A 12,524-nucleotide genomic window follows, 5' to 3' on the forward strand; every position below is an offset into this window, starting at 1 on the left:
CGCGCGAGCCGCTACGGTGAGGTCCATGGACGTACACGTGGTCGTCGCGCCCGTCTTCGGCACCAACTGCTGCGTGGTCGTGGCGGACACCGTCGGGGCCGACGGGCGTCGCGACTGCGTCGTGGTGGACGCCGGTGCCGGGACCGCCGCCCAGGTGGACCGTGTGGTCAGCGACCAGGACCTGGTGCCCCGCGCCGTGCTGGCCACCCACGGGCACGTCGACCACACGTGGGACGCCGCCGAGCTCTGTGCCCGGTACGGGGTGCCCCTGCGGATCCACCGGCTCGACGCCTACCGTGTCGGGGACCCCTTCGGCACGATCGGGCTGGGCACCGGCGGTACGGACGGCGCTGCCGGTACGGACGGCGCTGCCGGTACGGACGGCGCTGGTGGTACGGACGGCGCTGGTGGTACGGACGGGCAGAGGGACGACGCCGGGCCGGCGGCCAGCGTGTCCGCGGCCCTCGTGCAGTCGCTCGCCGACTACGGGGCGACGCCCCGCGACTTCCGGCCGCCACCGGACGTCGTGCCGTTCGACGGTGCCGTCGCGGCGATCGAGGCCGGCGACGTCACCCTGCGGGCGTTGCACGCGCCCGGACACACCGAGGGCTCGACCCTGTACGTCCTGGAGCCGGTGGACCGGACCGACGACACGGCCGGGGTCGTGCTCAGCGGTGACGTGCTCTTCGCCGGAGGCGTGGGACGTACCGACCTGCCCGGAGCCGACGTGGACGCGATGCTCGGCACGCTGCGCGACGTCGTCGGCCGGCTCGACCCGGGGCTCGTCGTCGTGCCCGGGCACGGACCGACCACCACGGTGCGCCGCGAGCTGGACACGAACCCGTTCCTGGGGTGACCACCACGCCCCGGGGGGTCCGGGCCGACGCGGCACCGCTGCGGCGTGGTCGCGCCCGCGGTGGCGTCGTGCGCCCCCGGCATCTGGGAGGATCGTGCCCATGGCTCGTGTGACCCCGCTCTCCGGTTTCCCTGAATGGCTCCCCGACGGACGGATCGTCGAGCAGCACGTCCTGGACGTGCTGCGCCGCACCTTCGAGCTGCACGGGTTCGCCGGCATCGAGACCCGCGCCGTGGAACCCCTCGACCAGCTCCTGCGCAAGGGGGAGACCTCCAAGGAGGTCTACGTGCTGCGCCGCCTCCAGGAGGAGCCGGGCGAGGACGACCGCCGCGACAAGCAGCTCGGCCTGCACTTCGACCTCACGGTGCCGTTCGCGCGCTACGTCCTCGAGAACGCCGGACGCCTGACGTTCCCGTTCAAGCGCTACCAGATCCAGAAGGTCTGGCGCGGCGAGCGCCCGCAGGACGGCCGGTTCCGCGAGTTCGCCCAGGCGGACATCGACGTCGTCGGCGCCGGCGAGCTGCCGTACCACTTCGAGGTCGAGCTGCCGCTGGTGATGGCCGAGGCGCTCGGCGCTCTGCGCGAGATCGGCGTGCCCGAGGTCCGCATCCTGGTGAACAACCGCAAGGTCGCCGAGGGGTTCTACCGCGGCCTCGGCCTGAACGACGTCGAGGGCGTGCTGCGCCAGATCGACAAGCTCGACAAGATCGGCGCGGCGAAGGTCGCCGAGCTGCTGGTGGCCGAGCAGGGCGCCGACGTGGAGCAGGCCGCGGCCTGCCTGGAGCTCGCCTCCATCCACGGTGAGGACCTCAGCGTGATCGACCGGGTGCGCGAGCTCGCCGGGCGCCACGGGGCCGTCACCGAGCTGCTGGAGACCGGCCTGACCGAGCTCGGTGCGCTGGTCGAGGCCGCAGCGCGACGGGCGCCCGGCGTCGTCGTCGCGGACCTGAAGATCGCCCGCGGGCTCGACTACTACACGGGGTCCGTCTACGAGACGGTCCTGGTCGGTCACGAACAGCTCGGCTCGATCTGCTCGGGCGGCCGGTACGACACCCTCGCTTCCGACGGCAAGGTCACCTACCCCGGGGTGGGTCTGTCCATCGGGGTCTCGCGCCTGGTGTCCCGGGTGCTCTCCGCCGGGCTCGTCGGTGCGACCCGCGGGGTCCCCGCGGCGGTGCTGGTCGCGGTCGACGACGAAGCCTCCCGCGACCGGTCCGACGCGGTCGCCGCCGCGCTGCGCGCACGCGGCGTGCCCACCGACGTCGCCCCGACGGCGGCGCGGTTCGGCAAGCAGATCCGCTACGCGGACCGTCGCGGCATCCCGTTCGTGTGGTTCCTCGGCTCGGAGGACGAGGACGGGGTCGTCGGGCCCGACCAGGTCAAGGACATCCGTTCGGGCGAGCAGGTCGACGCCGACGCCGCCGCGTGGGAGCCGTCCCCGGGCGACCTGTGGCCGCGGGTCGTGCCCGCCGCGGACTGAGCCCGCAGCCGACGCCGGCGCCCTGCCCGGACCTCCGACTACCCGGCAGGGCGCCGTCCTCAGCCCTCGATGAGCGCGACCGTGTTGCCGGCCGGGTCGAGCAGCCACCCGATGGTGGGTCCCTGCGACGGGTCGTCGCTGCGCACCACGCCGTCGGCGTCGTGGGGGGTCCCGTCGTAGCGCTCCAGCGCGACGCCGCGCCCGGCGAGGTCGCGCGCCGCCGCGCCGACGTCGGCGACGACGAGGTTGAGGACGGTGTGGCTCGCCGGCGCGTGCGACGGCCCCTTGGGATAGACGAACACGGGCGTGCCGCCCGTGACGTCGAGCTCCAGGCCCATCGACGTGCGGCGCACCTCGAGGCCGAGCACCTGCCGGTAGAACGCCTCCGCCGCGTCCAGGTCGTCGACGCTGAAGCTGCTGAAGGCCTGCTGCACGCTGATCACGATCGTCCTCCTTGTCCGCCCGGCGTGCGCCGCCGGAGCACCAGGGTGGACCGGTGCGCCCCTCGGGACTCATCGGTGCGGGACGCGCGAACGCCCCGAGGGAGCGGACGTCGATCCGCGGCATTGACAACCGGTTCGAACAGGTGTTCGACTCGTGCCATGAGATGGGACGGTCAGGCGCTCGGCGCCGACGACGGCGCCCTGCCCGGCCTCGGGCGGGCCGGCCTCGCCCGCCTCGGGCTCGTGCGCAGCGTCACCACGCCCGAGTTCGCCGGGGTCACCTTCCACGAGGTGCACGCCAAGAGCGCCCTGACCCAGGTGCCCGCGGCGTCCCGCATGCCGTTCCGGTGGACGGTCAACCCATATCGCGGATGCAGTCACGCGTGCTCCTACTGCGTGTCGACCTCCACGCCGGTGCTGATGGCCGACGGTCGCCAGAAGCCCATCGGCGAGATCGTCGTCGGCGAGGAGATCATCGGCACCCGCCTCGAAGGCCGAGACCGTCGCTACGTCACGACGACCGTGGAGGCGACCTGGAGATCCCGCAAGCCGGCGCACCGACTGACGCTCCGCGACGGCACCGTGATCGTCGCGAGCGACGACCATCGGTTCCTCGCCCGCGGCCACGGCTGGAAGCACCTGCGGCCCGCGCCCGCCGGCGCAGCCCGACGTCCGTACCTGACGGGGAGCGACTCGTTGACGGGCCTCGGGTCGAGCGGCCTCCGGCAGGGTCCGTTCCCTCCGGCACGGCCCGCCGACCCGCGGCAGCTCGCCATCGTGGGAACGCCGGTGGAATCCTCGACGGGTCTCGGTGTGGCGTCAGTCGAGGACCTGCACCGGACGGAGGAGATGGTGGACATCACCACCGGAACCGGCGACTTCGTCGCCAACGGGGTGATCGCGCACAACTGCTTCGCCCGCCCCACCCACCAGTACCTCGACCTGGACGCGGGGGCGGACTTCGACTCCCAGGTCGTGGTGAAGACGAACGTCGACCAGGTGCTGCGCGCCGAGCTGGCCCGGCCCGGCTGGCGGCGTGAACCCGTCGCGCTCGGCACCAACACCGACCCCTACCAGCGGGCCGAGGGCCGCTACCGCCTCATGCCGGGCATCATCGCGGCGCTCGCGGGCTCGGGCACCCCCTTCTCGATCCTCACCAAGGGCACCCTGCTGCGACGGGACCTGCCGCTCCTGGTGGAGGCGGCAGGGCGCGTGGAGGTCGGCCTCGGGGTCTCCCTGGCGTTCGCCGACGAGGACCTGCAGCAGGCGGTCGAACCGGGCACCCCCACACCGCGGGCCCGGCTCGCGCTCGTGCGGGCCGTGCGCGACGCCGGACTACCGTGCGGCGTCATGGTCGCCCCCGTCCTGCCGTGGCTCACCGACTCCCGCGACCACCTGCGTCGACTGCTGGACGAGATCGCCGACGCCGGGGCCACCGGGGTCACCGTCCTGCCCCTCCACCTCAAGCCCGGCACACGTGAGTGGTACCTGCAGTGGCTCCGGCGCGACCACCCGCACCTGGCGGACGGCTACGGGCGGGTGTTCGCCCGCGGGACCTACCCGCTGGCCGGCTACCGCGACTGGCTGTGGGAACGGGTGCAGCCGCTGCTGGACGAGCGGGGCTTCGGCCGCTCGGGCCACCGGGCAGGATCGGGGGCGACGGGACGGCCCGCCGACGGCCTCCGCGCGCACGACGAGGGCGACTACCCGTCAGGATCGATCGTCGCGGCCGTCCCGGGCCCCGGTGGCCCCACCGCGCACGCAGACGGGGGCGCCGGCGGGGGCGGCACGACCGGGACGCTGTTCTGAGACTCCCAGCAGGACGCCGCCACGGACAGCGGCGGCGGACCGACGCGTCACCCCACCGGCCGGACCCGCAGGATCTCGGTGCGGACCACCGCCCGCTCGCGCACGTCGTGGCGGGCCGCCCGGTCCGGGTCCGCCATGAAGGCCGCCAGCGACTCCTCGTCGGGCATCTCGATCAGCTGGACCTCCGTCGGCTGCACACCGCCGTGCGCCGAGTCGTCCGTGTGCGCGACGTTCGTCACCCGGTGCAGCACCCGTCCGCCGTGCCGTGGCACCAGCGCGAGAACCTGCGACTCGTAGTCCGCCAGCGTGCCGCCATCGCCGTCCGCCGCCCACAGGAGCACGCACAGAGTGATCGCCATCGTCCACCTCCACGTCGTGGGCGCCGCACCGTGCGGAACCCACCACGATCCTGGACCCCGGGCGGTCAGTCCCCGGCGAGCCGCGCCGGGAAGCCCCCGGTCGCGACGGGACCCCACCGCTCCACCGTGATCCGCACCAACGACTTGCCCTGGTCGACCATGGCCCGGCGGTACTCGTCCCAGTCCGGGTGCTCCTTGCCGGCCGCCACCCGGAAGTACTCCACCAGCGGCTCCACGGAGTCGGGCACGTCGAGGACCTCCGCGGTCCCGTCGACCTGCACCCACGCGTCGCCGAAGTCGTCACCCAGCGCGAGGAACGACGCCGTCGGACGCCTGCGCAGGTTCACCGCCTTGGCACGGTCCGGATACGTCGAGACCACGACACGACCCTGCCCGTCGACCCCGTAGGTGACCGGGCTGAGCTGCGGCGAGCCGTCACCGCGCGTGGTGACCAGCACCCCCTGGCGCCGGGACCTCAGGAACTCGAGCAGCTCGTCCCGCTCGACCGTGGTGTTCGTCGCGATCTGTCGTGGCATACCGCCAGGCTAACCGCCGCCCGGGTCCACCGGTCCGGCGTCACCCCCTAGAATCGTGCGGGCGCGTCCTCACGGTCGCGCCGGCATCGCGCCCCGCGCGACCCACCTCCCGCCACGAAAGGACCCCTCCGTGCTCCGCACCCACACGGCCGGCTCACTGCGGGCCGAGCACATCGGCCAGACCGTCACCCTCACCGGGTGGGTCGATCGCCGCCGGGACCACGGAGGAGTGGCCTTCATCGACCTGCGGGACGCCTCGGGCATCGCCCAGGTCGTCATCCGCGACGAGGCCGTGGCGCACCCGCTGCGCTCGGAGTTCGTCCTGCAGGTCATCGGCGAGGTGTCCGCACGCCCCGAGGGCAACGCGAACGCCAACCTCGCCACCGGTGACGTCGAGCTCATCGCCACCGACGTCGTCGTGCTCAACGAGTCCGCACCCCTGCCGTTCCAGGTGTCCACGGCGCTCGCGGACACCGAGACCGTGGGGGAGGAGGCGCGCCTGGCGCACCGCTACCTCGACATCCGTCGCCCGGTGACGTCGAACGCGCTGCGCCTGCGGTCGAGGGTCAACGCGGCGGCGCGCGGCGTCCTCGCCGAGCACGACTTCGTGGAGGTCGAGACCCCGACGCTGACCCGTTCCACCCCGGAGGGCGCCCGCGACTTCCTGGTCCCGGCCCGTCTCGCGCCAGGGTCCTGGTACGCCCTGCCGCAGAGCCCGCAGCTGTTCAAGCAGCTCCTCATGGTCGGCGGTCTGGAGCGCTACTACCAGATCGCCCGCTGCTACCGCGACGAGGACTTCCGCGCGGACCGGCAGCCGGAGTTCACCCAGCTCGACGTCGAGATGAGCTTCGTCGACCAGGACGACGTCATCGCGCTGGCCGAGCAGATCCTCGTGGCGCTGTGGAAGCTCGTCGACGTGGAGATCCCGACGCCGATCGCCCGCATGACGTTCGCGGACGCGATGCGCCTGTACGGGTCGGACAAGCCGGACCTGCGCTTCGGCAACCCGCTGGTGGAGCTCACCGACTACTTCGCCGCCACGCCGTTCCGCGTGTTCCAGGCGGAGTACGTGGGCGCCGTGGTCATGGCCGGGGGCGCCGACCAGCCGCGCCGTCAGTTCGACGCCTGGCAGGAGTGGGCCAAGCAGCGCGGCGCCAAGGGTCTCGCCTACGTGACGTTCGCCGCGGACGGCACGCTCGGCGGCCCGGTCGCCAAGAACCTGTCCGACGCCGAGCGCGACGGTCTGGCCGCCGCGACCGGCGCGCAGCCCGGTGACGCCGTGTTCTTCGCGGCAGGGAAGACGGCGGACTCCCGTGCCCTGCTGGGTGCGGCCCGCGTCGAGATCGCGCACCGCACCGGGCAGGTCGACGACGACGCCTGGGCGTTCGTGTGGGTCGTGGACGCGCCGTTGTTCAAGCCGACCGGCGAGGCCGTCGACGAGGGTGACGTGGCGCTCGGCAGCTCCGCGTGGACTGCCGTGCACCACGCCTTCACCTCCCCGAAGCCCGAGTGGCTGGACTCGTTCGAGTCGGACCCGGGCAGCGCGCTCGCCTACGCCTACGACATCGTGTGCAACGGCAACGAGATCGGTGGCGGCTCGATCCGTATCCACCGCCGCGACGTGCAGGAGCGGGTCTTCGACGTGATGGGCATCGGTCCGGACGAGGCGCAGGAGAAGTTCGGCTTCCTCCTCGACGCGTTCAAGTTCGGTGCGCCGCCGCACGGCGGCATCGCGTTCGGCTGGGACCGCATCGTCGCCCTGCTGACGCGGTCCGCGTCGATCCGCGACGTCATCGCGTTCCCGAAGTCGGGCGGCGGCTACGACCCGCTCACCGACGCGCCCGCACCGATCACCCCGGAGCAGCGCAAGGAGGCCGGCGTGGACACCGCGCCGGAGAAGGACGCTGCCGGCGCCGCCGACGCGTCCGCGCAGGCCTGACGGTCTTCGACGTCCGACAGCTCGCCCCGGTGACCTCGGTCACCGGGGAGCTGTCGTACGGGGAGGGAACGCGCGCCGGTCAGGTGGTCGCGGGCCAGAGCACGGGCACGAGGGTGACGACGGCGACGACGGCGATGAGGGTGAACACCCAGCCGAAGCGGGCGTAGTCGGTGAACCGGTAGCCGCCCGGGCCGTAGACCATCATGTTGGTCTGGTAGCCGATGGGGGACAGGAACGACGCGGACGCTGCCACGGCCACGGCGATGGCCGCACCGCGCGGGTCCAGCCCTGCTGCTCCGGCCGTCGTCACCGCGACCGGCAGCATGAGCAGGGCGGCGGCGTTGTTCGTGATGAGCTCGGTGAGCAGCACGGTGGCCAGCACGAGCCCCAGCAGGACGCCGTAGTGGCCGAAGCTCCCGAAGGCGTCCACGAGTCCGCCCGCGACCAGCTCCGCGAGCCCGGACGCCTGCATCGCCGCCGCCAGCCCGAACGCCGAGGCGATCACGATGATCACCTCGACGTCGATGGCGCGGCGCGCCTCCAGGGGGGTGAGGACCTTGGCGGCCACCAGGACGATGGCGGCGACGAGGGACCCGCTGAGGATCGGTACGAGACCGGTGGCCGCGAGCACCACCACGGCGAGCAGCAGCGTGACGGGCAGCCACGCGCGCGGGGCCGCGGTCGGTGCCTTGCCGTCGAGCTCCGCGACCAGCAGGAAGTCGGCACGGTCGCGCCAGCGTGCCGTGAAGTCGGGGTCGCTGACGAGGATCAGGGTGTCACCGAGACGGATCCGCTCGGTGCCGAGCCTGCCCTCCACGAGCCGGCCCGACCGGTGGATGCCGAGCACGGCAGCCTGGTACATGGCCCGGAACCCGACGTCCTTGAGCGTGCGGCCGACGAGCGGGGAGCGGGACCCCACGACCGCCTCGAAGTAGCGGACCGAGGGCTGGCCGAGGTCCATGACGTGGTGCATCTCGGCCGAGCGGAGCCCGCGCATCTCCTGCAGGTCCACGATCTTGTCGACCGGTCCGACGAAGTGCAGGCGGTTCCCGCCGCGCAGCACCGTCTCGGGGCGGACGGGCGCGATGACGGTGTCGCCGCGGTCCACGGAGGCGAGGAACAACCCCGACAGGTCGCGCAGCTTCGCCTCCTCGACCGTCCGGCCGTCGACGGGTCCGCCGGGCTCGACGATCATCTCGACGGAGAACCGGCGGCCCTCCTCCTCGATCTCGGTGCGCACCGAGCGCCGGCCGGGCAGCAGCACCGGGGCGAGCAGCAGCAGCGCCCCCAGCCCGACCAGCGCGATGGGCAGACCGACCTTGCCGATCTCGAAGAATCCCATCTCCCTCAGTCCGAGCGCCGACATCTGACCCGACACCACGAGGTTGGTCGAGGTCCCGATGACGGTGAGCAGGCCGCCCAGGATCGCGGCGTACGAGACGGGGATGAGGAACTTGGACACCGACAGGCCGCGTCGGCGTGCCCAGGTGGTCACCTCGGGGACGAGCATGGCGACGATGGGCGTGTTGTTGAGGAACGCGGAGGCGGCCATCGTCGGGGCGAGGGTGCGCAGCAGGGGGCGACGGTAGGTGCCCTTGTCACCCATCGTGTTCTGCATCACGGCGGACAGTGCGCCCGTCTTCTCGATGCCGGCGGCCAGGACGTAGAGGGCCGCGACGGTCAGGGGAGCGGGGTTCGAGAACCCGGAGAAGGCCTCCTCGGGCGTCACGACACCTGTGACCATGACGACGACGGCCCCGCCGAACACCGTCACGGCCGGTGAGACGCGACCGCGCACGAGCACGGCCAGGACCGCCACGATCGCACCGAGGGTGATCCAGGCGTCGAGTGTCATTCTTGCTCCCGTCATTCCGAGCGGTGAGGGCGGGTTTCGGCCTGCGGGAGCAGGCGGTGCTGCGTCGGGAACGGTAGCAGCAGAGCCCTGGTCGGGCCCGTCACCGTTCACCGGCGGTCCGCGGACCCGGCCGGGGCGTCGGAGGCGCGAACTAGGCTCGTCGTATGGACCTGTTCGACACCGCCACCACCGGGACGCACGGCACGCCGGTGACGGCGCGGTCGGGGCCGAGCGCGCCGTTGGCCGTGCGGATGCGGCCCGCGAGCCTCGACGAGGTCACGGGACAGGGGCATCTCCTGGTCGCCGGGTCGCCCCTGCGGCGACTCGTCGGGCCGGCCGACGAGTCCGCACGCCGGGCGGCCCCGGGCTCGGTGATCCTCTGGGGTCCGCCGGGCGTCGGCAAGACGACGCTCGCCTACCTGGTGGCGACCGGTTCGGGGCGGCGCTTCGTCGAGCTGTCCGCGGTGACGGCAGGCGTCAAGGACGTGCGCCAGGTGATCGAGGACGCCCGCCGTCGTCTCGCCACCGGAGGTGAGGAGACCGTCCTCTTCATCGACGAGGTGCACCGGTTCTCCAAGGCTCAGCAGGACGCCCTGCTGCCCAGCGTGGAGAACCGGTGGGTCACGCTCGTGGCCGCGACCACGGAGAACCCGAGCTTCTCGGTGAACTCGCCGCTGCTGTCCCGCTCGCTGCTGCTCACGCTGCGCCCGCTCGGGGCCGACGACGTCCGCGACCTCGTGCGCCGCGCCGTCGCCGACGAGCGCGGCCTCGGCGCCACGGTGGTGCTCGCGGACGACGCCGAGGACCAGCTCGTGCGGATGGCCCAGGGGGACGCCCGCAAGGCGCTCACCGTGCTCGAGGCCGCGGCGGGCGCCGCGCTGAGCGACGCGCGCGAGGAGCGCGACGGCGGGTCGGGACCGGTCACCGTCGACCTGGCGACGGTCGAACGGGCGGTGGACGTGGCCGCCGTCCGCTACGACCGTGACGGCGACCAGCACTACGACGTCGTCTCGGCCTTCATCAAGTCGATCCGCGGGTCCGACGTCGACGCGGCGCTGCACTACCTGGCCCGCATGGTCGCCGCGGGGGAGGACCCGCGGTTCATCGCGCGTCGGCTCGTGATCTCGGCGGCCGAGGACGTCGGGATGGCGGACCCGTCCGCGCTCCAGACCGCGGTCGCCGCCGCGCAGGCCGTGCAGCTCGTGGGCATGCCGGAGGGCCGCATCGTGCTGGCCGAGGCGGTGGTCCACCTGGCCACGGCACCGAAGTCGAACCGCGCGTACGCCGGCATCGGGGCGGCGCTCGCCGACGTCACCGCCGGGCGGGTCGGTGCCGTGCCGCCCCACCTGCGCGACGCGCACTACGCCGGGGCGAAGCAGCTCGGCCACGGCAAGGGTTACGCCTACTCGCACGACGAGCCGCAGGGCGTCGCGGCGCAGCAGTACCTGCCCGACGAGCTGGTCGGGCAGCGCTACTACGAGCCGACGGACCGGGGCTTCGAGCGTCAGGTGGGTGAACGGCTCGCCCGGATCCGCGAGATCCTCGAGCGTCCCTGACCCGAGATCCTCGAGCGTCCCTGACCCGGTGCGTCGACTGCTAAGATGTTCAGGTTGCCTTCGCGGCAGCCGCCTGGGACCTCGGCCCGGTGAGCACCGTTCCACCACTGCTCCGCGCGGTGGGGTGCTCCGTCGGCTGGTCCCGCACCCGACGTCCTCGCTCTGCGGAACGCCTCGGGTGTGACCTCATCCATCACCGAAGGACAGGAAGAACCGTGACCTCTGTCACCAAGTCCCGCCGTCAGGTGCGCCTGAGCCGCAAGCTCGGCATCGCCCTGACCCCCAAGGCTGTGCGCCACTTCGAGAAGCGCCCCTACCCCCCGGGCGAGCACGGCCGTGCGCGTCGCCGCACCGAGTCGGACTACGCGGTCCGTCTGCGCGAGAAGCAGCGTCTGCGCGCCCAGTACGCGCTGCGCGAGAAGCAGCTCCTCAAGGTCTACGAGAACGCCCGCAAGCACCCGGGCCTGACCGGTGAGGTCATGGTCGAGGACCTCGAGACCCGTCTCGACGCCCTGGTCCTGCGCGCCGGCTTCGGTCGCACCATCCTGCAGGCCCGCCAGGCCGTGACGCACCGTCACATCCTGGTGGACGGCAAGATCGTCGACCGCCCCTCGTTCCGCGTCAAGCCGGGCCAGACCATCCAGGTCAAGCCGAAGTCGCAGACCACCACGCCGTTCCAGGTCGCCGCTGCCGGCGCCCACCGCGACGTGCTGCCGGAGCTGCCGGGCTACCTGGACGTCAGCCTCGAGAAGCTCTCGGCCACGCTGACCCGTGCGCCGAAGCGCGCCGAGGTCCCCGTGACCTGCGAGGTCCAGCTCGTCGTGGAGTTCTACGCGCGCTGATCGCGCCCCGCGCGCATCGCCGTACGACGCCCCGTCCCCGCTCAGGGGACGGGGCGTCCGTCGTTGGATAGGGTGGCGACGCACCCGAGTCGAGGAGATGAGAATGTCCGTAGGGGACGTGGCAGGCCTGGTGGCCGCCATCGCGTTCGTGCTGCTCGTCGGCTTGCTGGCCGTCCCGCTGCTGAAGCTCGGCCGGACGCTCGACGAGGCGTCACGATCGATCCGGGAGCTGACGGAGCACTCCGTGCCCATCCTGGACGAGGCCGCCGGCACGGTCGCCGCGACCAACGACCAGCTCGTCAAGGTCGACACGATCACCACCTCGGCCGCCCAGGTCAGCGAGAACGTCTCGGCGCTGGCCGGCCTGTACGCCTCGACGTTCGGTCGCCCCCTGGTGAAGGTCGCCTCGTTCTCGTACGGCGTGCGTCAGGGCCTCGCCCGGGCGTGGCGCCGGCAGTCCGACGACGCCGGGGACCCGCGGTGATCCGCCGCCTGTTCTGGGTCGGCGTCGGCGTGACGATCACCGTCGTGGTCGTCACCAAGGGTCGTCGCGTCGTCGCCCGCTACACCCCCGAGGCCGTCGCCGGCCGCGCGGAGGAGCTCGGCCGCGACCTGAGCCGCCGGTCCGGCAGCTTCGTGACCACCTTCCGGCGGGAGTTCGCCGCGGCGCGCGACGCCCGGGAGGCGGAGCTGGTGGCCGCGCTGCTGGCCGAGGGCCAGCCGCACCCGGACGACGTCCGGGCCCAGCGTGCGGCGCGCCCGCGCCACGCGGCCGGCCAGGAGGCCCCTGATCCCGAGGCGCAGACCCGTGCCGACGAGGCGGAGCTCGGCTACTCGTTCTGAGTCGCG

12 protein-coding genes are annotated in these 12,524 nt (G+C 72.9%); 8 read left to right on the plus strand and 4 right to left on the minus strand.

What is annotated here, in order from left to right:
• Positions 1-25: 25 nt before the first annotated feature.
• Both ACNHYB_RS02360 and hisS read left to right on the plus strand, forming a co-directional pair.
• Positions 26-856, plus strand: coding sequence for an MBL fold metallo-hydrolase (locus tag ACNHYB_RS02360; protein ID WP_418276765.1), 831 nt, complete (start codon positions 26-28; stop codon positions 854-856).
• A 100-nt stretch (positions 857-956) separates the two neighbouring features.
• A complete protein-coding gene (hisS, locus tag ACNHYB_RS02365; RefSeq protein WP_418276766.1) occupies positions 957-2,336 on the plus strand; it encodes a histidine--tRNA ligase in 1,380 nt (459 codons plus the stop codon).
• Between the two features lie 59 nt (positions 2,337-2,395).
• On the opposite strand, the gene ACNHYB_RS02370 is transcribed toward hisS, so the two are convergent.
• A complete protein-coding gene (locus ACNHYB_RS02370) occupies positions 2,396-2,779 on the minus strand; it encodes a VOC family protein (RefSeq protein ID WP_418276767.1) in 384 nt (127 codons plus the stop codon).
• Positions 2,780-2,938: 159 nt separating this feature from the next.
• Here ACNHYB_RS02370 and ACNHYB_RS02375 point away from each other — a divergent pair, with 159 nt between their 5' ends.
• Positions 2,939-4,588: an Rv2578c family radical SAM protein gene (locus ACNHYB_RS02375; protein ID WP_418276768.1), complete on the plus strand. Its 1,650-nt coding sequence runs from the start codon at positions 2,939-2,941 to the stop codon at positions 4,586-4,588.
• 47 nt (positions 4,589-4,635) lie between these two features.
• On the opposite strand, the gene ACNHYB_RS02380 is transcribed toward ACNHYB_RS02375, so the two are convergent.
• Both ACNHYB_RS02380 and ACNHYB_RS02385 read right to left on the minus strand, forming a co-directional pair.
• Positions 4,636-4,947 (minus strand): DUF1330 domain-containing protein, encoded by a 312-nt coding sequence (locus ACNHYB_RS02380; RefSeq protein WP_418276770.1) that lies wholly within the window; start codon positions 4,945-4,947, stop codon positions 4,636-4,638.
• A gap of 65 nt (positions 4,948-5,012) precedes the next feature.
• Complete coding sequence (locus tag ACNHYB_RS02385) at positions 5,013-5,483, minus strand: PPOX class F420-dependent oxidoreductase (RefSeq protein ID WP_418276772.1); 471 nt, start codon at positions 5,481-5,483, stop codon at positions 5,013-5,015.
• A 130-nt stretch (positions 5,484-5,613) separates the two neighbouring features.
• Between ACNHYB_RS02385 and aspS the strand changes: the two genes are divergently transcribed.
• Positions 5,614-7,422, plus strand: a complete 1,809-nt coding sequence (gene aspS / locus ACNHYB_RS02390; protein WP_418276774.1) for an aspartate--tRNA ligase — start codon at positions 5,614-5,616, stop codon at positions 7,420-7,422.
• Between the two features lie 79 nt (positions 7,423-7,501).
• Here the strand turns inward: aspS and ACNHYB_RS02395 are convergent, their stop codons facing one another.
• Positions 7,502-9,277, minus strand: coding sequence for an SLC13 family permease (locus tag ACNHYB_RS02395; RefSeq protein ID WP_418276775.1), 1,776 nt, complete (start codon positions 9,275-9,277; stop codon positions 7,502-7,504).
• A gap of 164 nt (positions 9,278-9,441) precedes the next feature.
• Here ACNHYB_RS02395 and ACNHYB_RS02400 point away from each other — a divergent pair, with 164 nt between their 5' ends.
• The 4 genes from ACNHYB_RS02400 (at position 9,442) to ACNHYB_RS02415 (ending at position 12,518) form a co-directional block, all read left to right on the plus strand.
• On the plus strand, positions 9,442-10,833 hold the full coding sequence (locus ACNHYB_RS02400; protein WP_418276776.1) for a replication-associated recombination protein A: 1,392 nt from the start codon (positions 9,442-9,444) through the stop codon (positions 10,831-10,833).
• A gap of 215 nt (positions 10,834-11,048) precedes the next feature.
• Complete coding sequence (gene rpsD / locus ACNHYB_RS02405) at positions 11,049-11,675, plus strand: 30S ribosomal protein S4 (RefSeq protein ID WP_418276777.1); 627 nt, start codon at positions 11,049-11,051, stop codon at positions 11,673-11,675.
• Between the two features lie 103 nt (positions 11,676-11,778).
• On the plus strand, positions 11,779-12,159 hold the full coding sequence (locus ACNHYB_RS02410; protein WP_418276778.1) for a DUF948 domain-containing protein: 381 nt from the start codon (positions 11,779-11,781) through the stop codon (positions 12,157-12,159).
• Entirely contained in the window at positions 12,156-12,518 is a 363-nt protein-coding gene (locus tag ACNHYB_RS02415; RefSeq protein ID WP_418276779.1) for a hypothetical protein, read from the plus strand. The genes ACNHYB_RS02410 and ACNHYB_RS02415 overlap by 4 nt, the downstream gene beginning before the upstream one ends.
• The last annotated feature ends 6 nt before the right edge of the window (positions 12,519-12,524 follow it).

This window comes from Isoptericola jiangsuensis (assembly GCF_048320105.1).
Lineage (GTDB): Bacteria > Actinomycetota > Actinomycetes > Actinomycetales > Cellulomonadaceae > Isoptericola > Isoptericola jiangsuensis_A.

What these genes read in the sequence shown, in the direction of transcription:
- ACNHYB_RS02380 (WP_418276770.1), bottom strand. Translation starts at nt 4,947, where the DNA reads ATGGCGATCACTCTGTGCGTGCTCCTGTGGGCGGCGGACGGCGATGGC.
- ACNHYB_RS02400 (WP_418276776.1), top strand. Translation starts at nt 9,442, where the DNA reads ATGGACCTGTTCGACACCGCCACCACCGGGACGCACGGCACGCCGGTG.
- ACNHYB_RS02360 (WP_418276765.1), top strand. Translation starts at nt 26, where the DNA reads ATGGACGTACACGTGGTCGTCGCGCCCGTCTTCGGCACCAACTGCTGC.
- hisS (WP_418276766.1), top strand. Translation starts at nt 957, where the DNA reads ATGGCTCGTGTGACCCCGCTCTCCGGTTTCCCTGAATGGCTCCCCGAC.
- ACNHYB_RS02385 (WP_418276772.1), bottom strand. Translation starts at nt 5,483, where the DNA reads ATGCCACGACAGATCGCGACGAACACCACGGTCGAGCGGGACGAGCTG.
- ACNHYB_RS02375 (WP_418276768.1), top strand. Translation starts at nt 2,939, where the DNA reads ATGAGATGGGACGGTCAGGCGCTCGGCGCCGACGACGGCGCCCTGCCC.
- ACNHYB_RS02410 (WP_418276778.1), top strand. Translation starts at nt 11,779, where the DNA reads ATGTCCGTAGGGGACGTGGCAGGCCTGGTGGCCGCCATCGCGTTCGTG.
- ACNHYB_RS02395 (WP_418276775.1), bottom strand. Translation starts at nt 9,277, where the DNA reads ATGACACTCGACGCCTGGATCACCCTCGGTGCGATCGTGGCGGTCCTG.